This is a genomic window from Paenibacillus sp. FSL P2-0089 (genome assembly GCF_038595095.1).
GTDB classification, from domain to species: domain Bacteria; phylum Bacillota; class Bacilli; order Paenibacillales; family Paenibacillaceae; genus Paenibacillus_AQ; species Paenibacillus_AQ silagei.
Map to the genome: position 1 here is coordinate 6,009,897 of NZ_CP152006.1, position 25,274 is coordinate 6,035,170.

Sequence of the window (25,274 nt, forward strand, 5' to 3'; positions counted from 1 at the left end):
GCTGATGCTTCCGAAGCTAGCTTTCCTACGGAAAGCTTTCAGGCGGTCGCTACCGCTCCTACAGCTCAAACTTCCCCTCCGTTACTCCCACCTATATTGTTGTCTCTCAGTAATCTTAAGCTCGTTTCGACACTCTACCGGCCGAGGTTCCGGCCTCTGTCAGGATGTACTTCTGGATCACTTCCGCGATCCCGTCTTCATTATTCGTAGCTACTACCGCATCCGCTTCCTGCTTAACAGTTTCCTGCGCATTGCCCATAGCCACTCCGAAGCCGGACTGCTGGATCGCTGCCAGGTCGTTGAGGCTGTCGCCTACGGCAACAACCTGGGACATGTTAATGCCGAGCAGCTTGCATACTTCAAGTATGCCTGAAGCCTTATTGACGCCAAGCGGATTAATCTCCAGGTTGAACGGCGAGGAGTTGGTGATCTCCAGCCCGCCCAGCTCCTGCAGGCGCATCAGCAGCTTATGACGGATATCGTTATCCTCGGTGGAATAGCCGAATTTCAACCATTCCCTGCTGTCAATCTCCCCGTCCCAGCTATCCCGGTTGTACACTTCATCTACGGAGTAGGCCCAGAACCAGATATCGAATTCTTCAGCGATCTTGTGCATCTCCCGGACCAGTTCAACATCCATCAGGGACCGGCGATACAGCTCATGAGGCGCACGCCAGACTTCACTTCCGTTGACCATAATCATCGGAGTGTTCAAGCCAAGCTGTTCAGCATACGGCATCGCACTGCGCGAGGAGCGTCCGGTAGACAGGCAGACATGTACGCCGGCTTCCATCGCTTTTTTGATCCATTCCACCGTAAGCGGGGTAATCTTCTGTTCGTCGTTCAGTAGGGTTCCATCCATATCCAATGCTAGCAGGCGGTATTTGGCAGTCATTTGCCACCCCTCCATTCTTGGTTGCTCTTTCGTTTGAAGGCAACCGTATATTTGGTATTACGCAGATCCATCTCCTACTCGATTATAATATCATCAGTTTGTTGCAGGAGTATTATCGGCACTGTCACCGGAAGCAGCGCCGTCATTTGAGTTCGCTGTTTTCAGGCTTTTCTTAGGCACACCGTCCAGTCCGTACTCCCAATCATAAGCATCGAAAATTTTACGCGCAACCGGAGCGGCACTGTTGGAGCCGAAGCCGCCTTCCGGAATGACCACAGCCACCGCTAACTTAGGATTATTACGCGGGGCGAAGGCAATAAATACCCCGTTATCGCGTAATTGCCCTTTTCCCAGCTGCTGTGAGGTCCCTGTCTTACGGGCAAAATCATAAGGGAAATCTGCGAATGCGGAGACCTTACTGTTCATGCCCTTTTTAATCTCTCTCCAATAGGACTTGTCAAAGGTCGTCACTTCATCCAGCACCTCGCGCTCAAACTTCTTGACCACCTTGCCCGCTGAATCCGTAATCTTGCTGACAAGCTGCGGCTTAATCCGCACCCCTTCATTCGCAAGCGTCGAGGCATACTGGGCTAGCTGCAGCACCGTATAACGGCCCTGCTGTCCGAAGGAGGCATAGACCAGCGCGGCTTGCGCACTGCCCGCTGCCTTAGTATCTGTGTAGTTGATCTGTCCCAGGTATTCATTAGGCAGACCGCTCTGCGTAGATACGCCCAGGCCGAATTCTTTCATATACTTATCCCAGATATTAATGCCCTCACCCTTGTAATGCTCATAAAGCTTCTTACCGACCATATCCACCATGAACACGTTGGAGGAATCCTCAATCGCCTTAGCCGGACCCATCCGGCCGTATACGTGACCCGAGGAATTTCGGACAGAGGATTTATCATCCTTACCGAAATAAGCAATCCCTTTGTCAGTGTACGTAGAGGAGGTACTGAAGAAGCCTTCATTCAGACCAATCAGCACCGTCAGAGGCTTAATGGTGGAACCGAGCAGCACTGTGGAGCCGAATCCATGACCGGACAGGCCGGAAGAATACGGGGTGATCGTCCCGTTCTGGTAATTGCCCATGATCTTGTTCCAGGTATCTGAATCCAGCTTCTCCGCTGTCCAGACATTGGTATCGTAATCCGGCATACTGGCCATGGCCACAATATTGCCGGTATCGACCTCCATCGCCACGGCGTAGCCTGTCTTGGCGTCAGGATGAGTCTTACCCTGTACAGAGTTGCGGTGCAGCCAATTAATCTGTTCGGTGATGGCCTGCTCCGTCTTAAGCTGAACATTCTTGTCAATCGTCATCCAGATATCATTACCCTTGACAGGCGGCACTACCTCTTCCACCTTCTCGGCCATGTTCTGCGGATTCACCGAGATGACCTGATAGCCGTTCTTGCCGCGCAGCTCCCGCTGGTATTGCAGCTCCAGACCGTCGAAGCCGACGAATTCATCGTCTTTATAATTCAGGCCGGGATCTGCGCCGATCTTCTTCATCGCGCTCTGAATATTCTTGTAGATGTTGAGCGTGTTGGAGGATTTGAAGGGCTTGATATAGCCGACCGTCTGCACGGCAACGGTATCCTTGTCGTAATGACGCACGCCTTCTTCTACGATCTCCAGACCGGGGAACTCGCTTTTGTGCTCCATGAAATAGGCGATTTCCTTGGTGGTCAGACCGGATTTGATCTTGCGGGCCATATAGCCCGAATATTTCTTGAAATATAAATCCAGAGAATTAATCACTTCATTAACGGTCAGCTTCTCGCCGTTCGGGTCGCCATATTCGTCAAATTTCGCAACCAGATTATTCGCCAGCGCATACGCATTGGCTCTTGCCTCCGGCTTCAGCGAGCTGATCCCCGTCTCCTTGTCCACCGCCTTGGCTGTATATTCTTTCGTAAGCGTAACATACAGCGTTTGAACGGAGGTGGAGTAGGCAATTTGCTCGCCTGCAGCTGCGCGGATGCCTCCGCGGATGGAGGCGAGCGGGACACTTTTGGTATCCCGGCTGGTCTCTACCTCGGTCAGCGTCGGTCCTTCCACAAATTGAATAACTGCGAGGCGAATAATAATGACACAAAAAATAACAAACGTGCTGAAGAAAAACACGTTAAGCCGCAGGCCAAGCGAGCTCTTGCTGTCCTTCTCTTCCGGGGGGGAGGCCTGCTTTCGGAAAACACCCACAGTTTTTCACTCCTCTACATCAAAATAAACCGTTTAATCCACCCTTGACTCTGGCACATTCTTCTTAGGGACTCCATCCAGTCCATACTCCTGGTCATAGGCTTCAAAAATCCGGCGGGCTACCGGTGCGGCACTGTTCGCTCCAAAGCCGCCTTCCGGAATAATCACGGCCACCGCAAGCTTAGGATGCTCACGCGGAGCATAAGCAATGAACACCCCGTTGTCACGGATGGCCCCGAAGGCTTCCATCTCAGAGGTTCCTGTCTTGCGGGCGAAGTCATACGGGAATCCGTCAAACGCCTTAACCTTAGTATTCATCCCGCGCTTGATCTCCTTCCAGTAAGAAGGGTGAAACGAGATGCTGTCCAGGACTTCCCGTCCAAATTGCTTAACCGTCTTCCCATCGGGATCTGTAATCTTACTGACGAGCTGGGGCTTAATCCGCACGCCTTCATTCGCAAGTGTTGCCGTATACTGGGCAAGCTGCAGTGCGGTGTATTTCCCCTTCTGGCCGAAGGAGGCATAGACCAGCGCCGCTTGGGCAGAGCCTGCCTTCTTGGGATCAAGATAATCGGCAACCCCGGGACTTTCACCCGGAAGCCCGCTTTGCGTAGATACCCCAAGCCCGAATGCCTTCATATATTTATCCCATATGGCAATGCCTTCTCCCGGATACTTCTTGTACAGGGCATTACCGACCCACTCTACCATAAAAGCATTCGAGGATTCCTGAATCGCCTTCGCCGGACTAAGCGGGCCCAGGACATGGCCGGAGGAATTCCTCACGGAGGAGCTGTTATCTTTACCGAAATAACCAATTCCTTTATCCATGTAAGTATCACCGGTAGTGAATAAGCCTTCTTCCAGACCGATCAGGACGCTTAACGGCTTAATCGTAGAACCCAGGTAGATCAATGACTTCAGTCCGTTGCCGGAGATACCGGAGGAAATATCGGTAATCGTCCCGTTCTGATAATAGTCCTCAATTTTGGCCCACTCTTCTGGCGGTAGCCTCTCGGCATTCCAGACATTCGTATCATAGTCCGGCATATTCGCCATTGCCACTACATTGCCTGTATCGACTTCCATCGCAACGGCATAGCCGGTGAGCGCATCCTTATGAAGCTTCCCCTGTACAGGGTTGCGGTGCAGCCAGTTGAGCTGATCCATAATCGCCTGTTCTGTGCTCATCTGCACCTGCTTGTTAATCGTCATCCAGATATCGTTGCCCTTGACGGGCGGGACCAACGCAATAACCTCTTCGGCCATATTCTGGGCATTGACTGAGATCGTCTGATACCCGTTCTTCCCTCTAAGCTCGCGCTGGTATTGCTGTTCAAGACCATAGATGCCGACGAACTCATCTTCCCTGTAGCTAAGTCCCGGGTCCGCACCCGTTTGTTTCATGGCGCTGCGGATATTTTTGTATAAATTATATCCTGTTTCTGTAGAACGGAATTGCTTCATATAACCAACCGTTTGGACAGCCACCGTGTCCTTGTCATAATGGCGGATACTCTCCTCCACCACTGACACCCCGGGATAACGCTGCCTGTTCTCCATCAGATGGGCGACTTCCTTCATCGTAAGACCGGCCTTGATCTTGCGCGGTACATACCCCAGTGACTTCTTGTAATCAAGGTCCAGCAGTTGCAGGATATCCTCCTTGAGCAGCTTCTTCGCAGAGGGATCCCCATACTGTTCAAAAACGGATGACAGCCCCGCCACCAGCGCCTTCGTATTCTCCTTGGCTTCAGCGGTGGGTTCATATAAGCCGGTGTTCTTATTCTTGACCTTCGCGGTGTATTCTTGGGTTAACGTAACGAATAGCGACTGAATCGGTGTGGAATGGGCGATGTCTTCCCCGCCCGCCGCGTGAATAGTCCCCCGGATCGCCGCAAGCGGAACATCCTTGGTCTCCCGGCTGGCCTCCACCTCGCTAAGCTCGGGACTCTCTACAAACTGCAGTCCCGCAAGCCGGATCATAATGATCACAAAAATAAAAAAAGTGCCGAAGAAAAACAGATTTATGCGTAAGCTCAGGTAGTTGCGGGTCTCTCCATCACCCGGGCCGGAGCCCGGCTTACCGAACCATCTCACAGCAAGTCCTCTCCTTGTATGGTTTGCAGTACTGCTTATCCGTCAGATCACGGGCAAGAGCTAACAGTACCGTCCTTTGAAAAGACGGCACAGCCGTTTCCACTTGCCCGCTGTTATTGTACCATAGATACAAGAGCGTCCGCTTCCTTCTCAGAGGACGTTTTCCTTGATATGCGTGGAGTCGAAATCCCCCGGATTGAACCAGTTGCCGCTGCTGGCCCAGGTGGAATCGAGCGGAATCCAGGCTGCGCTGCTGCTGATATAGATCTCATTCCAGGCATGCGGGCCATAACCGCCTTGACCGTCATAGCCCTTGCCGGTGACGACACGCACCTGAAGACCTTGCGAGCGGGCCATCATGGCATAGAGCCGCGCGTAATCAATGCATACCCCAAGCCGTGTATCCATCGTATCCTGCGGGGTCTGCTCGTGCCAGATCCGTCTCTCTTCATAATTCTTCGCCTTGTTATAGTCGTAGGCAATACGCGAGCCTACCCAGTCATAGAGCAGCCTGGCCTTCTCTTCATCGCCGCTTGCTTGTCCGGCGATCTCTGCGGCTGCACCGGCAATATCCGCCGAAATATCATGGTCAATCACCTCATATTTACGACGGAGAATGTCACTCATCTCGGCGGCTACCGCCTTGGTCAGTACCGGAAGCTTGCCTCTGACCTGTTCACCGGCCAGCGGCTCAAATACCGCTTCCGCACTCTGGCTGTAGACCGGTGATGATTGCACATAGCGGCTGAAGCCGCTGTCCGGGTTCAGGGCGACACTGATGAACAGGACAAAGACCAGCACCATGGCCCGGGTAAGCCCTGCGGCGGTGCCAAGCACTGCCCCGACCAGCCGGCTGGCGCCTGTGATCCGCCCCGAACCCCTCCCGGACTGGCGCGGCAGGCGAAACGGCAGCAGCAGGAACAGCAGACCCAGCAGCAGACGAATCAAGGTATAGCACAGCAAGAGCAGCAACAGAAACCGCACTACCGGTGAATTCGCCAGTACAGAGGCACCGGTATAATATAGCTGCTGCCATTGGCTTAGCTTGTCCTCCGGCGGAGTAATGCCGGAAGCCCAGTTCCCGGCAGCAGGCGAGAGGTATACGGCTGCGGGAATCGCCATCACCAGCGAAGCTGCCGCAAGCACTCCTGATCCGAGCATGCCGAACAGCCCTCCGGCTGCTCTGCGGAAGCCCCGGCCCCAGCCCTGCAGTGCAGAGAAGAGGACGATCAGCAGCAGAACAATGGAGATGATATTGGCTTCACGAAGACTTTCTATCCAGGTATTCAATGAATCACTCCTCCTTCTGCTGCTGCAGGTAACCCTGAGCCCGCTGCACTATTACTTGCCCGCCTGCTTCCGGGCTTCGTCGATGAAGGTCTTGGTTGTATCCGTAACGCTCCACTTCCCGAGGCTGACTCCGCGGAAGACCACTTCCACCTTGTCCTCTGCAGCAGAGCCCTTCACCTCCAAATTAGGAGTAGTGATGGTGAAGGTGCCGTCACCGCCAGAGGTATAGACCGCCTCCTGCGCTTCTTTGAGCATAACCTCCTGCGCCTCATTCTTCAGCGTGCTGACTGTCCCGTCCGCCACTTTGTTAACGGCATTACCGATCTGATCCATGGTCACCCCGCTATAAATGAATAACCCCACCACAATAACGACGACGATAGCCCATTTCAGCATAGTCTTAACGATGTTAACGACTGCGAACAGCAGGACAAGCGCAATAACGATAACAAGCCAATTCTCTCTGATAAACTGTGACCACACTTCCGGATTCATCAATTTCACAACACCCCAATCGCAAATTTCGCCACTCCGGGACGCTGTCCCGTCAGACATTTCATTAATATTAATTATTATACATGAATGACCTTTATAATTCATGGTTGCCGGAATGCAGAACTGCATACAGAGGCTGGCCAAGAAAATGGTATAAGCCCCCGCTGCCGCACGTAAAGTACAAGTAGGCTGTTCCCTCTGCTGGAATCCGTTCCGTCATCAGCGGCTGGCCGCTAATCTGGAGGTGTTATCCGTGAAAACTGCAATGTGGCTGTACCTCTTCATGTTCCTGGCGTTCTTCGATTTACATGCCCAGTACCCTATCCTGACACCCTTTGCCATGTCCCTGGGAGCGGGCCCGGCCTTCATCGGCTGGATGATGGGGATGTATTCCCTGACCCACCTCCCGGGCAATCTGCTGGCCGGTGTACTTGTAGACCGCAACGGCAGCCGCCGCTATATCGTATTCGCCCTTACTGTAGCAGGTCTGATCCTGCTTCTGCAGGCGCATGCCCAGCTGCCCTGGCATCTACTCCTGCTGCGGGCAGCGAGCGGGTTCGCTCTGGCGTTCCTCTCCCCTGCCTGTATGACCCTCTTGGCCTCGCTCTCGTCTGACCCTGCGACCCAGGGTAAATACATGTCAGGCAACGGAATTATTCACACGCTAGCTTCGGTTGTCTCCCCTGCCGCCGGAGCCTTCATCGTCGCCAAAGCCGGTTACTCCGGCACGTTCAGTACATTGGGGTGGCTCCTGATCTTCACCGGTGTGATGGCCTTCTTCAGTGTGCCGAAGCATAATCCGGCCCTGGCCCTGCCGGGGCCAGTACTCCCGGTGAAGGAGAATCTGCCGTCTGGGGCGGCCGCTACCGGCCAGCCTGCTGTCTCCAGGCGTTACTATCTGCTGCCCTTCTTCGTATCCTGCTCCCAGGGCGTACTGTTCTTCGAGCTTCCGCTGTCACAAGGACAAGACGGGATGGTATCTACCGGAATTCTGCTCTCCCTGCTCAGCCTTGGAGCGCTGGCGACCCTCTGCCTGTTCTTCCTGAACCGCCTCTCGCCGGGCATCCGGATTGCCGCTGCCCTGCTGGGAATGGCTCTCTGCTTCTTCACCCTGGCTGCCTTCCGCAGCATCCCGGCCGGAGTGATTCTCTTCCTGCTCGGCTCTGCCAAAGGCGTGTTGTTCCCGGCTATGGCCTCCCTCTTCATCAGTCTGGGCGGCGCAGGACGGCTGGGCCGGACCTTCTCGCTGCAATCCATCGCCATGTCCCTCGGAGCCTTCGCCGGACCCGTCGCTGCCGGGCAGCTAAGGGAGTACGTGTCCCCGTACTTCATCGCCTTCGTGCTGCTGATGACAGCCCTTATGCTGCTGCCTCCGGGCAGATCCGGCCGTCTCTCTTCCTACGCTCCCGGCTGGAACAGCCCGGCCGCCTGAATGCGACATTTCCCGGGGAATGAATACATATTGTTCCGCCAAGCTGTTAAAAATAGCGCAGCTTAGGTACAATATCGTCATAACAACTAAGATCCGGGGGCTGATTGCATATGTCCATCACCATTATTGTCGAAGGCAAGAACGACCGCAGCAGACTGAGGCGGCTGCTTGAACCAGAGGTCGACATTCTGTGCACCTTCGGTACGCTGAATACCCTGAAGCTGGAATCCCTGCGGAATACCATCCGGGACGGGGAAGTCTACCTGTACATGGACAATGACAGCTCAGGCAAAAAAATCCGTGCAGTCCTGCGTGATGCCTTTCCCGATGCCATTCATATGTATACCCGCAAGGGTTATGCCGGCGTGGAAGGGACTCCGGATGAATATAACATCACCCAGCTGGAGAAGGCCGGACTTGAAGATTTCATTATTTACCCCCAGCCGTATCCGCAGGGTATAGAAGGATAATTCATCGCATGAAGCATATACATTCTTAACCTTTCACCACAAAACGAGGGTGTCCTGTGCAGCAGCTCCACTGCTCCACGGACACCCTCGTTTATTGCGTTCCTGTGCTATTCACGGGCCAGCTTCTTAACCGTTCTGGCCAGGAACTCCGGCGTTACTTTCTCCGTATCCCCGGCATCGTACAATCCCCGGAGCCGGTTGTTCTTGTCCACCAGGCCAATAAGGTTCGCGTGGGCGAAATCATCCTTGCTCGTGCCATAGATCAGCACCTTGAAGGACTCCGCTGCCAGCTTGCGTACCTGCTCCTGATCCCCCCGCAGGAAGTACCAGCCGTTATAATCGGCATGGAACTTGTCGGCGAAGGCCTTGATCGCTTCCCTTGTATCATTCTTCGGATCGAAAGATATCGAGACGAATTCAACGTCTTTGCCGAAGCTGCCGTCTTTAACCAATATATCCTGCGTCTCTGACAGCATATAGGTGGTAATCGGACACACATCGGGACAGACCGTGAAGAAGAAATAGACCAGCCTTGCTGTGCCTGCCGTATCCGCCAGACTGATCTGCTTCCCGTCCACATTCTCCAGAGAGAAGTCCTGTACCTGACCTATGACAGGCAGCTTCTTCTCACCGAACCCAAAGGATTGGACTGCCAGATAGCCAGCCATAATTATTGCAATCAGCAGCAGCAGCCAGGTCCACTTGTAGCGCTTCAAGGTCTGCACAGGACGCCCTCCCCCTCTATCCTAAGAATACTTACACGTGAATGGTATTCAGCACCAGGGCAATCAGACTTAAGGTCAGATAATTAATGGAGAAGAGGAAGCTTTTCTTCGCCCATACCTCATCATCCTTTGCCTTGAATCCGATTAGAGTTAAGTAGAGCCATGCCACCGACAGTCCCAGTGATACAATCAGATAATATATACCTGCATAATCATAGGCGTACATCAGCACAGGCACCGGTAGCAGCAATGCCACATAAGGAATCATCTGGAATTTGGTGCGGCGCGTCCCCTTCACAACCGGAAGGAGCGGAAATCCTGCTGCTCTGTATTCCTCCTTGCGGCGGATGCCAAGGGCCCAGAAATGGGGCGGCTGCCACAAAAAGAGCATTGCGAACAGCAGCCAGGCGCCGAGATCCACTGTTCCTGTAACAGCCACATAGCCGATGACAGGAGGCATGGCTCCCGAGATCGCACCTACCGAGGTGCTCCAGGTGGAGGTTCTTTTGAGCCAAAGGGTGTACACTACAACATATACGAACATGCCGACTATGCCGAATAATCCGGCTAGTACGCCGCAGAAGGCGAACAGCACGCCCAGCCCGGCAATGCCGAGCCCAATGCCATAGATAAGAACCGTTGTCGGCTTCAGCCTTCCTGTAGGCAGCCCGCGTTCCCGGGTCCGTTCCATCTTCATATCCAAATCGCGGTCAAAATAATTATTGAAGACACAGGCTGAAGCCATGACCAGCATGGTGCCGAGCAAAGTCAGAATCAGGCGGCCATACTGTACATCCCAGCCTGATGCCACCCAGTAGCCTGCGAATGCCGCAATCAGATTGGAGCGGATAATCCCGGGCTTTGTAACGGTAATAAAGTCGCGCCAGCTTGCACCTTCCGGTGGAGACTTGGCAGACATTGATGCGGAATCAGAAGAAGCTTGATATCTCAATTGATTGTCCACGTATCGGGTTCCTCCTTCTAGGGAACTTCTTACACTCCGCTATTAACTTTATCATAGCAAACTGGGAAAGACTTTGACAATCATTGACCAAGATGTTCATTAATTCGACAATTACGTGACGATATTTATTTTCCCGTCCTTAAATAACTTAGCCCAATAATGGGTAGTTATTAATAGAGAACTTCCGTACAAAGGAGATCTGACTAATGGATACTGCCACACATTTTGTTATGGGACTTGGACTTGCAGGTCTGTCCTTCGTCGATCCGCTCGTCGCTTCGAATGGAACGCTTGCCGGAGCGGTGATGGTAGCTACTGTACTGGCTTCTCAGGCACCGGATGCCGATACCGCCCTGCGTCTGAAGGATAACGCGGTATACATCCGCAATCACAGGGGGATCACCCATTCCCTGCCCTTCTTACTGCTGTGGCCGGCATTGATCACCGTGGTCATCGGGCCGTTGTTCGGCTTCACGGACCTGAGCACCTTAAGCCATATCGCACTCTGGAGCTTCATCGGCGTTGCCGTCCATGTATTCTCCGATCTGTTCAACACCTACGGGACTCAGGCCGCACGCCCGTTCACCGAGAAATGGATCGCCTGGAACATCATCCATATTTTCGATCCGTTTATCTTCGGCAGCCATGCAGCGGCGATTATTCTCTGGATCAGCGGACTGGTGCCGCCCGCTCCCCTGTTCATCACCTTGTATGCCTGCATCGTCTTGTACTACATCTGGCGGACCCTCGTTCATGCCCGCATTACCCGCAGCATCAAGAACAAGGATGTTCACCATAATGCAGGCGACCGTTACTATGTGATCCCAACCATTTCGCCAACGCGGTGGAATCTGGTCAAAGCTAAGCCGGACGGAAGCTACAATGTCGGGCTGCTGAACAGCGGACGGCTGGAATGGTTCAAGCATGCGGTGTGCTCCACTCACCCCGCTGTCGAGCGTTCCAAATCCCATCCGGATATTCAGGCCTTCCTGTACTTCACCTCGTACGCTGTCGCGGAGGTGGAGGAGCTGCCCTCTGGTTATATTGTACGCTGGGGAGATGTCCGTTATTTACACCGTAAGCAATTCCCGTTCGTGGCTGTGCTGGTCATGGACCATGAGTATAGAGCGCTGAATACTTATGTCGGCTGGCTGAGCAGCGAGAAGCTGGATGAGCGCTTCGCCGTTGATCCGGGCACCGTCAAGCTGTAGGAAGTTTTTTGAAGACAGGTGGCATCTGCCGGGGCAGGTGCCTTTTTTTAATTACATTAACTACCTAAAATACATAAACGAATTAAAACTACAACCAGCTCCAGACAAGCAAGCCTTCAACACTTAGTAATTATTTGTAATATAAGTGTCTTCATCACGGACAGTCTGCTGTTGCAGGGAATGGAGTTAAGCCCACCTGTGCGGTCAAAGTTCACGCCGAGATGTTGTAAATATTGCAACTCTGGAACAGGGATTAAGATGTCGCTGTAGGGATTGTTGCATGAAATGCAGGAATTTCACCGCTCCGCCGTTTGGGGGAGGAAGATTGTGGCCTTTTGTGCAACATTATTTGATTTGGAGCGATTTATTAATCGAGATGTTGCAATTTGTGCAGGATTATGCAGCTCACCTAATACGTTATAGACTTTATTTAACGGGGGATCTATTCTCTTGCCCCCTCTTGACGTAACGGGACCGCATAAGGCACAATCAACAACAAAAGCGGTTACAATTCAAAGCCTATTTACGCTCACTTTACGTGAAATCCCGGCATGCTGCGAGCACACCGGGATTCACTTGTACATTATTTGAAGCAGAAAGGAAGGCTGGAACATATGGGTAAAGGTCTGTCACTGTGGTTCGCCTGCTCTTCAATTCTACTCCTCACAGCAGCTTCCATCTCGATCAGCTATAACATTTGGCTGGCGCTGCTGCTCGGCGCGCTGTGCGTGCTTAACATCGGCTGGGGCTTCATCGTCAAGGCCAGGCTGAGACGCAAGGCGGAGAGCAACCAGCCTACCCCTTAACTTAACGGGTAGGCAGGAAGCCCATCCGTTCCTTCACGCCCTCCAGGGTACGGGCGGCACTTATACGTGCACTTTCGGCACCCTGAGCCAGAATATCGCTGAGCATCCCTGAGCTGCGGATATCCTGATATCTTTGCTGGATTGGCTCCAGCAGCGCTACGACCACTTCAGCCAGCTCTTTTTTGAAGCCGCCGTACATTTGGCCTTCATATTTGTCGGCAATCTGCTGCAGGCTCATTCCCGAGCACTCGGCATAGATGCTCATCAGATTGCTGATCTCCGGCTTAGCCGCCGGGTCGAAAATAACCTCACGGCCGGAATCCGTTGTGGCCCGGCTAATCTTTTTGCGGATTACATCAGGCGGGTCCAGGAGTCCGATTCTGCTGCCGGGGTTGGGATCGCTTTTGCTCATCTTCTTGGTGCCGTCATCCAGGGACATGATCCGCGCCCCGACCTCCGGAATGTAAGGCTCAGGGACGGTGAAGAAGTCACCGAACCGGTGATTGAAGCGTCCCGCCAGGTCACGTGTCAGCTCCAGATGCTGCTTCTGGTCTTCGCCTACCGGTACCAGATCCGCATTGTAGACCAGAATGTCGGCGGCCATCAGCGACGGATAGACGAACAGACCTGCGCCTACGGATTCTTTGCCGGCCGACTTATCCTTGAACTGTGTCATCCGTTCCAGCTCACCCATGGCAGTGAGCGTAGTCAGAATCCAGCCCAGCTCGGCATGCTGCGGCACATGGGACTGCATGTAGACATGCGCGATCGACGGATCAATGCCTGCTGCCAGATACAACGCGGCTACCGATTCCGAATTCTCGCGCAGGGCTGCGGGGTCCTGGGCTACCGTAATGGCATGCAGATCGACCACCATGAAGTAACATTCGTACTCCTTTTGAAGCTTGACGAAATTCTTGATTGCCCCGATATAATTACCGAGTGTGAGTGAACCGCTGGGCTGTATGCCCGACAATACTTTTTTAGCCATCCTCTTATCCTCCATCATCATTATAATTGTCCGCTGGTGCAAGGAACGCAAAAAGGCCCCACATCCGCAAGGGACGTGAGACCGTGGTACCACCCTTATTCGCTGCCTGGAGTCCCCGGAGGGATCTATTCAAACAGCCTTGGCTTCCGTTAACGGGGAAGAGACGGCCGGTCTACTTAGGGCTTCTGCAGCCTGTTCGAGCGCGGCGCTCAAGGGTCCATTCAGTCAGAGGTGCACCACCGGTTCACATCAGCCACCGGCTTTCTGGAGGTACAGTCCATGCTTACTTGTCCCTGTCATCGCATTACTTGTGTTAATTGATGCCTCCATCATAGATCGGCCCGGAGAAGTTGTCAAATCCCTAACCTCCGCCGGATAAATCTGGTATGATAAAGGTATTCGTGTGTATGTAATCCGATTACAGCTTATCAAAGGAGCATATCTCTTATGAAACAGGTGACCAAAGGGCAATGGAACGGTTATGATACGTATATTTTGCATAGCCGGGAACTGGAAGTCACGCTTCTGCCCAGGCTGGGTAATAACGTAATTTCATTATGGGACCGCACCATGGAGCGGCAGATCCTCCGTCAGCCTGAAGAAAGCGACTTGGCATCATATATGCAGAAGCCTTATCACTTCGGCCTTCCGCTTCTTGTGCCGCCTGGCCGCATACGCGGCGGAAGCTTCCTGTTCGACGGAACAAGCTACCAGTTCGACCGGAATGCGGGAGGACATCATATTCACGGGCTGCACCGCACCCAGGCTTGGTGTGTCAGTGATATTGAGGAGGACGAGTTCGGCTGCGCGGTCACCACTGAGTTCATAACCACAGATGATCCGGAGTGGATCAGACAATTCCCTGAGCCGCTGAAGCTTGAAATGACCTTCCGGCTTCAGGATGACCGGCTGCAGCAGACGCTCAAGGTTACTCATCTCGGCAGCAAGCGTGTTCCTTTTGGCGCAGGCTACCATACCTGGTTCATGCTTGACGGAACGCCGTCCCGCTGGAATGTTACCCTTCCTGCCGGAGCCGTCTGCGAGCTGAGTGAGGATCTCCTGCCTACCGGACAGCTATTGCCGCTCGGAGAGCTTACGAGCCTGCATACCCGGCTGAATCTTCAAGGTGCGGACCTGGATACCGTCCTGCGTATAGCAGAGGGCCAGCCTGCCGAGGCCGTGCTGATGCGCGATGATGGATACGGGCTGCGTTACTCAGCCGATACTGACTTCTTCCGCCACTGGATTCTCTATACCAAAGGCGAGGCCGACCAGTTCCTGTGCATTGAACCGCTCACCTGGCTCCCGGATGCGCCTAATCTCCAGCAGGACGCCTCCGCTACCGGGCTGATCACGCTTGAACCCGGACAGACGCTGGTGCTGGGGGGCACCCTGCAGATGATCTACCCGGAACAATAAATTTCATAATAATTACCATCCTATAAAACTTCAACATCCGTGCATGAATTCTCCCTCCCGCGCTCATACTATCTTCACAACGGGCGAAGGAGGTGAGCACACATGGGTCAAGCAGGTCAACAAAGTCGTGGTAGCCGTTCTAACAACCTGGTCGTTCCTCAAGCGAATGCAGCGCTGCAGCAGTTGAAATATGAAGCAGCACAAGAGCTTGGAGTAACTATCCCGGCTGACGGTTATTATGGGAACTATACTTCCCGCGAAACAGGTTCTTTGGGAGGATATATCACCAAACGTCTGGTGCAACTGGCAGAGCAACAACTGTCCGGTCGTTCGTAATCGCTACCTTATCTTTACAAACCGTCTAAGCCGTGAGGCATAGACCGAGCAGCTTCACAGCCCTCCCGCGCTTCTCGTCGAAGCGCAGGGGGGCTTTTCTATATGTATATAGAATCAGCCGAAGGATTGATCCGAGACATCGCCGTGGTTGCTGCGCGGATAGCGGATCATCAGATTCGCCATATTGTAATTGGACTCCAGCGTGGCATCCACCACCACCATCCCCTGGCGTACAGCAAATTCATAGCTGATCTCTCCATGTGTCCACCGTTTCTTATATTTCAGGCTCTCCAGCGCCATGACGCGGAATGAGGATTGCTGGCCTGAAGTCAGCCCCTCCTGCCCGGCTGCGAAGCTTCCGCTGCGTCCGGCGAGCGGATTGTGGCGGACCCCGAACTTGCCGATGATATTATTCCTGATCTGTACAAATACGGTCCCTGAATTCAGTCCTGACAATTCCTCCTGCAGCTCATGAAATACCAGATCCATCTGTCTTGCAAGCGATAATTGTTCCGTCCTCACATGCATTTCCTCCTAAAAGTCTTGTGGGTGATGCAGCCTCATGGCTCTGCCTCACACAACACTTGCTTCGTAAGCAGTTGTTTGAATTTTGTGGGTCTAGCAGCGCTTATATAAGGCTTTAGGCTCATTATAGGGTACTAATTAAACACGCACAACATTATTCAACATAATTGGGTTATAATCCCTATAAATGCGCAAATTATTTAGTATTAATAGCAATATACAAGCTTTTGTCGCCATTTATCGACAAATAAACAGCATAAAAAGACCCCTAAACCGGGGTCTTTGCACATTCACACCATATTCAACCGCCATCATTTTACTGTAAAAAAGCAATTCGTCTCATTTTCGACAAATTCTTAGCCGCGTTGTTCCGTCATTTCCAGGAATTCATTAATATCGGCAACGATTAAATCTGCAGCCCCCTGCCAGAAATCCGGCTTGGACAGATCAACGCCCAAATGCTTCGACACCAGATCCTCCAGCGTCATCACTCCGGTATCCTGCAGCAGGCTGTCATATTTACCGGCAAAGGAAGCCCCTTCCTCAAGCGCGAGCCGGTATAGACCGGTGCTGAACATATACCCTACCGTATACGGGAAGTTGTAGAACGGCACATCTGTGATATAGAAATGAAGCTTGGACGCCCAGAAATGAGGATGATATTCGGAAAGAACCCCGCAGAAGGCTTCCTTCTGGGCTTCCTCCATCAGCGCGGACAATTCCTCACTGCTTACCAGACCTGCCTTGCGCTTCTCATAGAAGCGGGTCTCGAACAGGAAGCGGGCATGGATATTCATGAAGAACGCCACACTGTTCTGGATCTTCGCTTCAAGCAGCGCCAGCTTCTCCTCACTGTCCGTCGCAGATTTCACCTGCGCATCCGACACAATGACCTCCGCGAAGGTGGAAGCCGTCTCCGCCACGTTCATCGCATAGTTCTGGTTGAACAGCGGCTGGTCCTCCAGCAGGAAGGAATGATAGGCATGGCCCAGCTCATGCGCAAGTGTGGATACATTGGACGGCGTACCGCTGTAGGTCATGAAGATGCGGGATTCCTTGCTCTCCGGGAAGGAGACGCAGAAGCCCCCCGGACGCTTCGCGGCCCGGTCTTCGACCTCGATCCAATCCTTGTCGAAGGCGCGTTCGGCGAAATCCGCCAGCTTCGGACTGAATTTGCGGAACTGGGTCACGATGTCGGCGGCTGCCTGTTCATAGGGAATTTTGCCGGAGGACTTGCCGACTGGCGCATCCACATCGACCCAGGCGAGTGACTCCAGACCCAGAATCTCCGCCTTGCGCTTCAGATAAGATACCAGGGCAGGCTTACTCTTCGTGATTACATCCCACATGACATCCAGGGTCTCACGGGACATACGGTTGATGCCCAGTGGCTCCTTCAGCACATCCTCCCAGCCGCGGCCCTTGTACAGCTTCAGGCGGAAGCCTGCCAGATGATTCAAGGTATCTGCACAATAGTCGGCCGCGCCGCCCCAGGCTTCTTCCCATTTGCGGAACATCGTACTGCGGACCTCAGGATTCTCATCCGCCAGCTTGTTGAAGGCTTGCCCGGCAGAGAGCAGCTTCTGCTCCCCGTCTTCTTCACAAGGAATCTGGATCTGTCCGACAATCGTCTCATAATGCTCGCTCCAGCCATGATAGCCGTCAACTGCAAGCTCAAGTGCCAGGCTCTCCAGCTCCGGGCTCATCTTCTCACGGGCCAGATTCCGGCTCTCACTGAGCACGAAATTCAGCGGGGCAATCTCCGGCCGGGCCATCCACTCGGCCCATACCGCGTCAGAGGTCTGCCGGAGCACGTTATCGAAGGCAGAGCTGATGCCCTCATAACCGGCGCGCAGCCCCGTTACCTTGGAGGACAGTCTCACCGCCCCTTTGTCGAGCTGATTCTGTGCACCCAGACAGCCGGCGAATTCCGAGGCCTGTGTAAGGCGTCCGGCACAGCTCTGCAGCAGCTCAATGACCGGGTCCAGTCCCTTCGTTGAAGCCGCATCAGCCGGTGCGGCAGCGGCAGCCACCTGTGCGCGCAGGCGCTCAATATCGGATTCGAGCTGGCTCAGGAAGCTCTCAAACTGCGGGGAGGCCGAGCCTCCCGGAAAAATCGATTCCAGCTCCCATGTCAGTGATAACGGTTGTTTCATATATACTCACCATTCCTTCGTTATAGAGTAGTTTTCTTTGTATTTGCGGTACAGCCATGGTAAAGTGAATCATGATACTCCACTAATTGTAAGGAGGGCATCCTGATGAAGCCACTGCAAATATCGCCGGAGACGGCCATCACCTTATCGAAACAACTCGGCGTTCCGCTGGAACACCTGATGCATATGCCCCAACATATCCTGCTGCAAAAGATCGCTGAATTATCCAAGAAGGCCGCTAGCGAGACCCCCGAAGGCAGCGTGCCTGCTCCCTCTGACGAGAAGGACAAGCAATGATCCCCTTCAGCCATACCTGGCCTTATGACATTATTCTTGGCGACATGTACGTGCAATACTGCCCCTTCTGCGACCATGAGAATGTTCTTCTGCCGATGAAGCCGCGGGAGCTGCAGCACGTGCGTGACGGCAAAAAAAAGCTGCTGGTCTTTCCCTGCTGCAGTGCAAGTCCCACCGTCATTGATAATGACAATGACTACCTGTTGTTTGACCGGGCGGTCCGCTAAACGCGGTTGTCCGGCAGTTCGCCCCGCTTAAGCGGGCAGAGGCGTAGAAGAGGCATCCCTTCTACGCCTTTTTGCGTTCCGGTATACCGGATAGACACTCTAACACCCTCACTCCGCCTTCTATGTACCTGCGGGAAGCCCGTCCGGATCAACGTCCAGCCCGCGCATCTGCTCACGCAGAATGGCCCATTGCTCGCGAGAAGCCCGGATCATGGCCGCATCCGTAATCCGCTGGTCATTAATGACCCTTGAGAACCACCGCACAGCAGCGGCGAACTCCCCGATCCGGCGGTTCAACTCACCAATCAGATACATCAGCCGCGCATCATTACCACCGGATGAATCATTCTCGAACACCTTCACATACTCATCCAGCGAATAGGCCAGGAAACGCTGCTCCTGCACCGAATCCCCTTGATAACGGTACAGCCAGGCAATATGGTGAAGCAGGCTGGCTATAATACGTTCCTTGTCCTTAATGCTCTGCGCGCAGATCAGCGCCAGCTTGTACGTCTCCAGCGCCTCCTCCCAGCTACGCTTCTCTCCGAAGTCGCGGGCTTGCCACCGTCTTCCTACTTGTGCATCGAAGGACTTGCGCTGCCAGTCAGCCAGCTTGTCTGCAGAATTCTCCGTGGAGGCAAAGCCGCACTTTGGACAGACCCGAACCACATAATAATCGGGATTCTCCGCCTTGTAATAGGAGCAGAAGTCCGCATCGCGGCGGATGGCCTTCTTAAGGCTGGGACGTACTCTTGAGGTTGAAAATTCATGTTCACAGTTACAGCAGGTAACCTTAATCGAGTAAAGCGGTATTAATTCCGGCACGGGTGCCCTCATCCTTTCACAACTACACTTTATTCATGGGGCATATTGACAAAATGATGGGCGGGACCCGCCAGCCGGCTCAGGACAAACGTACGCAGGGACTCCTCCACACCAATCTCCTCCAGCGCCGCCTTCATGCAGGCGAGCCAATCCTCCGCCAGAGCAGGAGTGATGGGGACATGCATATGTCTGGCTCTCATCATAGGATGGCCGTGCTGCTCGGAGAACAGGGCAGGGCCTCCAAAGAATTGGCTCAAGAACTGATATTGCTTCTCCAGCACCGGAGTAATATCTTCAGGGAATAACGGGCTGAGCTGCGGGTGAAGCTGCACCTTGGCATAGAACACAGTCACCAGACGGTGAATTCCCTCAGCGCCTCCCAGGCTGTCATACAGGCTCTCTTTCGGATTCATTTGGAGGTTTCGCCTTCTTCCATATTAATCTGATAAGCAGTTGCTTATCATTATACCAAAAAACAGGCCGCACAGTTATCCCTGCCTTAAGACATGCCTGCTAAGCCTATGAAAATAAAAATTTGAACAAAAAAAGGCGCCAAACCGGAGTTCAGCGCTCGTAAGCTAATCAGTATGTTCTAAAATCTTCATCACCAGGCGGGACAAGGGAGACCCGGATCACATATACAAAAGCACAAACGAGCACTCCGGCAACTACACTCATCACCATCACTCCATCCCTGAAAATCTATCTCAACAAGATGTGCATTAATTAAGTTTATAATACCATAATTTCAATGAAAAAGCACCGGTAAATGTAACCGTTTTCCTCGTTTTTTTGTGCTGTTTGTCCAGCTTTCGGCATACAACTAAGCATAGAACTGGAGGCGAGAAACCGATGACTCTGAACAAAATCGCAAGCCCGCTGCTCGGGATCGTGCTGGCGGGCTGTATGCTGCTGATGCTGGTCCATCCCGCCAGCTCCCTGGATGCGGCGCTGCGCGGGCTCGCCGTCTGGTGGGATGTGCTGTTTCCCTCGCTGTTCCCATTCTTCGTCATCTCTGAAATTATGCTGGGCTTCGGCATCGTCCATCTCTTCGGCGCTCTGCTTGATCCGCTGATGCGCCCGCTCTTCAATATACCCGGCAGCGGCGGCTTCGCCCTAGCAATGGGATATGTATCAGGATACCCTGTCGGCGCGAAATTAACCGCCAAGCTGCGCGAGCAGGGAATGATCAGCAGAATCGAAGGCGAGCGGCTCGTCGCCTTCACGACCTCCTCGGACCCGATTTTCCTGCTGGGTGCTGTCTCAGTCGGATTCTTTCACGATGCCTCTCTGGGGCTTGTGCTTGCCCTTGCCCATTACGGGGGAGGGCTCATCGTAGGTCTGCTGATGTCCTTCCATGGCCGGGGCAGGCCGGAAGCAGCAGCTGTGAACACCGCCCTCCCCCATTCAGGCAGCTCTTCTGCATCTTCGGAAGGACAAGGCCCCGGCAGGCTGCGGACTGCCCTGAACGCGATGGCACATGCGCGCCGGGTAGACGGCAGAAGTCTCGGCGAGCTGCTGAAGAGTGCCATTACCTCCTCACTCCAGCTTATTATTGTTGTCGGCGGCCTGGTTGTCTTCTTCAATGTGCTGATGGAGCTGCTCGCCCGTGCCGGCGTAATGTCCGCCCTGTTCAGCATGACCGGACGACTGCTGTCGCTGGCCGGCTTCCCGCCTGAGCTCTCAGCCGCCTTGGTCAGCGGCTTATTCGAAGTGACGCTCGGCGCCCGGTCGGCTGGTGAAGCTGCCGGAGGCGTGCCGCTGCAATTCAAGGCTGCTGCGGCAGCGTTCATCCTCTCCTGGGGCGGCTTGTCGGTTCATGCACAGGTCGCCAGTATCCTGAACGGTACCGGACTGCGCTATCTCCCGTTCATGGCCGCCCGCCTGGTGCATGCCCTGCTCTCAGCGGTTCTGCTTCTCCTGCTATGGAAGCCGGTAGTCAGCTCGGGACTGGCCGGTCAGTGGTCCGCACTACCCGCCGCCTCCGGGCTAGCCGCTCCAGAAGCCGCTCTAATCAGCAGCATCAGTCTGCTCTGCCTTCTGCTCGCAGTCATGCTGGCCCTGTCGCTGGTGGTCTTTCTGCTGGGGAAGCTGTGGCGGCAATCTTATGCGCACCGCAGCTAATTCGATATGTCACGGCTCTATTGATGCAGCACTGAAGCGGATTCCGGCTTTTCACAGCGCTAATATTGTGTTCCGGGTCAAGATTGATTATGATCGGTGTATGACTGAATTACACAAAGGAGCCTGTACACCTTGAGATATTATGTTCTGGACCGCGGAGATGAATTATCCATCCAACTAGCGGAGCAATTTCACAAGCTGGCGCAAGGCCGGAATCTGGAGCTGGATGCCAAGTCACCGGAAATCGTGATCTCGATTGGCGGTGACGGCACGATGCTGCACGCTTTTCATACGTTTATCGATCAGATCCCGAACCTCGCATTTGTAGGCGTGCATACCGGCCATTTGGGCTTCTATGCGGACTGGCAGGCCGAAGAGCTGCCGTCCTTGATTGATTACATGTGCGGAGAGGTTGGGCCGCATAAACCCCGTATCGTACAGTACCCGCTGCTCGAACTGGAAATACATAAGAAATCCGGCTCCAGCAAGCACATTGCCCTGAACGAATTCACCCTTAAGGGCGTGGACGGGACGGTTGTGATCCAGGTGGATATTAATGATGTGACCTTTGAAATGTTCCGCGGGGACGGCCTGTGTGTATCCACACCTTCCGGCAGTACCGCTTATAACAAAAGTCTGGGAGGTGCTATGGTACACCCCTCGATCGAGGCGCTGCAGATTGCTGAAATTGCCTCCATTAATAACCGGGTATTCCGCACCATGGGCTCGCCGCTAATGCTGCCTAAGCATCATCACTGCGATATCTTCTCGCGCAAGGATCAGCGCCTGCTGCTGACCATTGACCATAATAATATTCCGGTGGATGATCTGATTTCGGTACGTGCTCAGGTCGCTGACCACAAAATCAGCTTCGCCCGTTACCGCCCTTTCCCGTTCTGGAACCGTGTCCGGGAGGCCTTCTTGGTCTAGTTAGTATTTGCCGATAAAGCCGGAGATGCCCCCGATCTCCGGCTTTATCATGCCGGCTGACGGGAACTCTACTGAGCCTGGCAGTATCCCGTAGAATAAATAGACAGACGGAATTTCCAAATGGTATAATGGTTCTATTTTACAAAGTTTTCTATTTGAAGGAGCGAATCTATTGAAGAAATTAGTATCCCTGCTAGGCATCAGCCTGCTGGCCCTTGTGCTGGCGGTTCCCGCTTTTGCCGCAGACAAACCCATTAAGGTGTATATTAACGGCAGCAATCTTGCCTTCACAGCAGGGACTTCGTATCTGAAGAATAATACGGTGCTCGTGCCTTTCCGCGTTATTTTTGAGAAGCTTGGCCTGCAGGTGCTGTGGGACTCCAAGACGGGTACGGTAACCGGCACCGGAACAGGGCTGGATATCAGCCTTAAGGTAGGCAGCAAGCGGGCCAGCGTCAATGGAACCGTCAAGCAGCTTACAGTCGCTCCTGTATCGAACGCCGGGACCACTTACATACCCTTGCGCTTCATTGCCGAAGCCACCGGGGGCACAGCGGTCTGGGATGCAGCCAGCCGCAGCGTGAAGATCACCGTATCGCCGTCCTCCGCCTCCAGTGAGCAGGAGATCAAGGCTATCATTCAATTAGCTAACCAATATTATAATGAAGAGAAGGCCAGCAGCTTCTATTCGCTTGTCGATGCAGGGGCAGACAAACCAGAAGCTGTAAGCAATATGAATTCCCAGTTCGAGCTATATGACATCAAGAACACGATTGAGAGTCTTAAAGTCCTCAGTGTTACAGGTAATGAAGCTACAGTCTATACTGTCGAAAAAGCAGTACGAACCGGCGGTTATTATACTCCGGATGAGCAGTACGAATATTTATATACACTGATCCGTCAAGACGGCGCGTGGAAGATCTCCGAAATGGAGCTGCAGGAATCCTCTGTGCTGCTGACGCGCGAACAAGGCATGAAGCCCGCTGTGCTTCCACAGGGCGATCAGACCGGGATTAAGGATACGCTGAGCAAATACTACCAGGGTATGAATGCCCGCAATGCAGATGCAGTCCTTGCCGTGATGACCTCGTACGATAAGGAAGAGGATGACTCTTACAAAGAGGAGCTGCGTGATTATTTCAAAACCTACGATCTGAGCTATGCGGTGTCTTCCTCCAATGTCTTCTATTACACTGACTATGAAGCCGCAGTCTATACGGAAGTGGTGATTACGGACGGTGAATCGAAGGAGACCTATACCCAGTCTCTGATCCTCCTGCTCTCGAAGCCGGAGAGCGGTGCCTGGACGATCGACACTACTTATCATATCGGCTTCGACGCGCAGTCCTAAATTCAAAAATTCATCTAAAGGATGTAATGAACTCATGAAATCAGCCAAAATCGTTACTGCACTCTTAAGCGGCTGTCTGGCGCTATCCATCGCCTGGGCCCCTGCTGCTTCAGCGGCAGATGCTGCTGCCTCTACAGAAGCGGCGCAAGCCTCGAAGACGGAGATCATCAATGAAATTATGCAATATCTGGAGTATTACAACGTTGAGGGTGTGGACCAGGATACACTTATCCGCGGTGCAATTGACGGTATGGTAGGCACATTGGAAGATCCTTATAGCCAATACTTCACGAAGGAGGAGGCTGCTGACTTCGGTCATCAGGTCGATCTGGAATATGTCGGCATCGGTGTCCGGCTGATGTATACGGCCAAAGAGCTATATATTGAAGAGGTCATGAGCGGTTCCCCGGCCGAGGCCGCGGGGCTAAAGCGCGGCGACTCCATTCTCAAGATCAACGGGGTGCGGGTGGCTGATACGAACGGCGATGAGCTGAGCGGCAAAGCGGGCACGAAGGTCTCTCTGCTGATTCAGAGAAACGGAGCTAACAAATCCTATACGGTAACCCGCAGTGAAATTGCTACAAGCTCCGTAACCAGCAAGATGCTTAACTCTAAAATTGCTTATATCTCCATCAACGGCTTCACCCAGACTGCCGATGAGGAATTCTCCGCAGCGCTGGACAAAATGCGTTCAGGCGGCATGAAATCGCTGGTTCTTGATCTGCGAGATAATACGGGCGGTTATATGGACAGCGCCCAGAATATCGTCTCGAAGTTCATGGATTCCGGCATTATGATGTACACCTCCGATCAGACCGGTACACTGAAGCCGGTCGCAATTACGAACGGCAGCAAGATCGGCGTGCCTGTGGTCGTATTGACCAATGAATATACGGCCAGCGCCTCCGAAGCCTTAACCGGTGCACTTCGTGACAACAAGCTGGCTACAGTTGTAGGCACGCGCTCATACGGAAAGGCCCGGATTCAGAGCCTGATTCCCATGTCCGGCGGCGGCGAGCTGAAGCTGACCACCATGAAGTATCTGACTCCGAACAAGGAGGACTTCAACCATATCGGGCTTGCTCCTGATATCGAGGTTAAGGGCAAAACTGCCCAGTTGATTACCGCTCTGCAAATTGCCGGCATGAAAGAGATTGTCGCGTCTGGTGACCATCATATCCTGGATATCAACGGCACTGCTTTTGCCGGAAATGTAGGTCTGATCAAGCAGGGCGATAAGGTGTATGCTGCCTCCCGTGTCCTCGCCGCACTAGTGGAGAATGAGGTCTCCTGGGATGCCAAGAATAAAAAGGTAATGCTGACCACCGGCGCCGGTAACGTATTCGGGTTCACCCTGGCCTCCAAGGAGGCGCTGTTCCAGGACGGAGAGTCCTTCATCGAGCTGAATGCCTTCAAGAAAAAGTTCCCTGCGCTCGTATGGAGCTACAATGCTTCACTGAAACAGCTGAAATTAGCTGTGAAATAGAATCGTCAGCG

General features: G+C 53.4%; 24 protein-coding genes. 12 read left to right on the top strand and 12 right to left on the bottom strand.

The window, feature by feature from the left end; translation table 11 throughout:
* Positions 1–115: 115 nt before the first annotated feature.
* The 5 genes from NST69_RS25245 to NST69_RS25265 form a co-directional block, all read right to left on the bottom strand.
* The gene (locus NST69_RS25245; RefSeq protein WP_036722039.1) at positions 116–895 is read right to left on the bottom strand and encodes a Cof-type HAD-IIB family hydrolase; all 780 of its coding nucleotides are present in this window, start codon (positions 893–895) and stop codon (positions 116–118) included.
* A 93-nt stretch (positions 896–988) separates the two neighbouring features.
* A complete protein-coding gene (locus NST69_RS25250; protein ID WP_340950403.1) occupies positions 989–3,103 on the bottom strand; it encodes a penicillin-binding transpeptidase domain-containing protein in 2,115 nt (704 codons plus the stop codon).
* A gap of 33 nt (positions 3,104–3,136) precedes the next feature.
* A complete protein-coding gene (locus NST69_RS25255) occupies positions 3,137–5,203 on the bottom strand; it encodes a penicillin-binding protein 2 (protein ID WP_340950401.1) in 2,067 nt (688 codons plus the stop codon).
* Between the two features lie 150 nt (positions 5,204–5,353).
* Complete coding sequence (locus tag NST69_RS25260) at positions 5,354–6,493, bottom strand: transglutaminase domain-containing protein (protein WP_342547456.1); 1,140 nt, start codon at positions 6,491–6,493, stop codon at positions 5,354–5,356.
* 51 nt (positions 6,494–6,544) lie between these two features.
* Positions 6,545–6,988, bottom strand: a complete 444-nt coding sequence (locus NST69_RS25265) for a hypothetical protein (RefSeq protein ID WP_036722049.1) — start codon at positions 6,986–6,988, stop codon at positions 6,545–6,547.
* Positions 6,989–7,241: 253 nt separating this feature from the next.
* Between NST69_RS25265 and NST69_RS25270 the strand changes: the two genes are divergently transcribed.
* The gene (locus NST69_RS25270) at positions 7,242–8,420 is read left to right on the top strand and encodes an MFS transporter (RefSeq protein WP_340950397.1); all 1,179 of its coding nucleotides are present in this window, start codon (positions 7,242–7,244) and stop codon (positions 8,418–8,420) included.
* 110 nt (positions 8,421–8,530) lie between these two features.
* Entirely contained in the window at positions 8,531–8,890 is a 360-nt protein-coding gene (locus NST69_RS25275) for a DNA primase (protein WP_036722053.1), read from the top strand.
* Positions 8,891–8,997: 107 nt separating this feature from the next.
* Here NST69_RS25275 and NST69_RS25280 read toward each other — a convergent pair whose 3' ends face one another.
* Entirely contained in the window at positions 8,998–9,615 is a 618-nt protein-coding gene (locus NST69_RS25280) for an SCO family protein (protein ID WP_340950396.1), read from the bottom strand.
* 31 nt (positions 9,616–9,646) lie between these two features.
* Positions 9,647–10,579 (bottom strand): heme o synthase, encoded by a 933-nt coding sequence (gene cyoE / locus NST69_RS25285; protein ID WP_036722057.1) that lies wholly within the window; start codon positions 10,577–10,579, stop codon positions 9,647–9,649.
* A 206-nt stretch (positions 10,580–10,785) separates the two neighbouring features.
* Here cyoE and NST69_RS25290 point away from each other — a divergent pair, with 206 nt between their 5' ends.
* Both NST69_RS25290 and NST69_RS25295 read left to right on the top strand, forming a co-directional pair.
* Positions 10,786–11,790 (top strand): metal-dependent hydrolase, encoded by a 1,005-nt coding sequence (locus tag NST69_RS25290; protein WP_342547457.1) that lies wholly within the window; start codon positions 10,786–10,788, stop codon positions 11,788–11,790.
* A gap of 614 nt (positions 11,791–12,404) precedes the next feature.
* Positions 12,405–12,596: a hypothetical protein gene (locus tag NST69_RS25295; RefSeq protein WP_036701722.1), complete on the top strand. Its 192-nt coding sequence runs from the start codon at positions 12,405–12,407 to the stop codon at positions 12,594–12,596.
* 1 nt (position 12,597) lies between these two features.
* Here NST69_RS25295 and trpS read toward each other — a convergent pair whose 3' ends face one another.
* Positions 12,598–13,587 (bottom strand): tryptophan--tRNA ligase, encoded by a 990-nt coding sequence (gene trpS, locus NST69_RS25300; protein ID WP_036722062.1) that lies wholly within the window; start codon positions 13,585–13,587, stop codon positions 12,598–12,600.
* Between the two features lie 447 nt (positions 13,588–14,034).
* Between trpS and NST69_RS25305 the strand changes: the two genes are divergently transcribed.
* Together NST69_RS25305 and NST69_RS25310 are read left to right on the top strand one after the other, a co-directional pair.
* Positions 14,035–15,006, top strand: a complete 972-nt coding sequence (locus NST69_RS25305) for an aldose 1-epimerase (RefSeq protein WP_342547458.1) — start codon at positions 14,035–14,037, stop codon at positions 15,004–15,006.
* 102 nt (positions 15,007–15,108) lie between these two features.
* The gene (locus NST69_RS25310) at positions 15,109–15,342 is read left to right on the top strand and encodes an alpha/beta-type small acid-soluble spore protein (RefSeq protein WP_036701727.1); all 234 of its coding nucleotides are present in this window, start codon (positions 15,109–15,111) and stop codon (positions 15,340–15,342) included.
* A 114-nt stretch (positions 15,343–15,456) separates the two neighbouring features.
* Here the strand turns inward: NST69_RS25310 and NST69_RS25315 are convergent, their stop codons facing one another.
* On the bottom strand, positions 15,457–15,831 hold the full coding sequence (locus NST69_RS25315; RefSeq protein ID WP_342550221.1) for an O-methyltransferase: 375 nt from the start codon (positions 15,829–15,831) through the stop codon (positions 15,457–15,459).
* A gap of 392 nt (positions 15,832–16,223) precedes the next feature.
* Positions 16,224–18,023: a M3 family oligoendopeptidase gene (locus NST69_RS25320; protein ID WP_342547459.1), complete on the bottom strand. Its 1,800-nt coding sequence runs from the start codon at positions 18,021–18,023 to the stop codon at positions 16,224–16,226.
* Positions 18,024–18,128: 105 nt separating this feature from the next.
* Here NST69_RS25320 and NST69_RS25325 point away from each other — a divergent pair, with 105 nt between their 5' ends.
* Together NST69_RS25325 and NST69_RS25330 are read left to right on the top strand one after the other, a co-directional pair.
* Positions 18,129–18,320, top strand: coding sequence for a YycC family protein (locus tag NST69_RS25325; protein WP_036722071.1), 192 nt, complete (start codon positions 18,129–18,131; stop codon positions 18,318–18,320).
* The gene (locus NST69_RS25330) at positions 18,317–18,547 is read left to right on the top strand and encodes a hypothetical protein (protein WP_036722073.1); all 231 of its coding nucleotides are present in this window, start codon (positions 18,317–18,319) and stop codon (positions 18,545–18,547) included. Before NST69_RS25325 ends, NST69_RS25330 begins: the two co-directional genes overlap by 4 nt.
* A 120-nt stretch (positions 18,548–18,667) precedes the next feature.
* Here NST69_RS25330 and NST69_RS25335 read toward each other — a convergent pair whose 3' ends face one another.
* Together NST69_RS25335 and NST69_RS25340 are read right to left on the bottom strand one after the other, a co-directional pair.
* Complete coding sequence (locus NST69_RS25335; RefSeq protein ID WP_235191738.1) at positions 18,668–19,372, bottom strand: DUF2225 domain-containing protein; 705 nt, start codon at positions 19,370–19,372, stop codon at positions 18,668–18,670.
* A 29-nt stretch (positions 19,373–19,401) separates the two neighbouring features.
* Positions 19,402–19,785: a globin gene (locus NST69_RS25340; protein WP_036722077.1), complete on the bottom strand. Its 384-nt coding sequence runs from the start codon at positions 19,783–19,785 to the stop codon at positions 19,402–19,404.
* Between the two features lie 439 nt (positions 19,786–20,224).
* On the opposite strand from NST69_RS25340, the gene ylbJ reads away from it, so the two are divergent.
* The 4 genes from ylbJ (at position 20,225) to NST69_RS25360 (ending at position 25,263) form a co-directional block, all read left to right on the top strand.
* Positions 20,225–21,496 (top strand): sporulation integral membrane protein YlbJ, encoded by a 1,272-nt coding sequence (gene ylbJ / locus NST69_RS25345; protein WP_342547460.1) that lies wholly within the window; start codon positions 20,225–20,227, stop codon positions 21,494–21,496.
* Positions 21,497–21,628: 132 nt separating this feature from the next.
* A complete protein-coding gene (locus NST69_RS25350) occupies positions 21,629–22,426 on the top strand; it encodes an NAD kinase (protein ID WP_076081552.1) in 798 nt (265 codons plus the stop codon).
* 172 nt (positions 22,427–22,598) lie between these two features.
* Positions 22,599–23,777, top strand: coding sequence for a stalk domain-containing protein (locus tag NST69_RS25355; RefSeq protein WP_342547461.1), 1,179 nt, complete (start codon positions 22,599–22,601; stop codon positions 23,775–23,777).
* A gap of 34 nt (positions 23,778–23,811) precedes the next feature.
* Entirely contained in the window at positions 23,812–25,263 is a 1,452-nt protein-coding gene (locus NST69_RS25360) for a S41 family peptidase (RefSeq protein ID WP_036722086.1), read from the top strand.
* Positions 25,264–25,274: the final 11 nt, after the last annotated feature.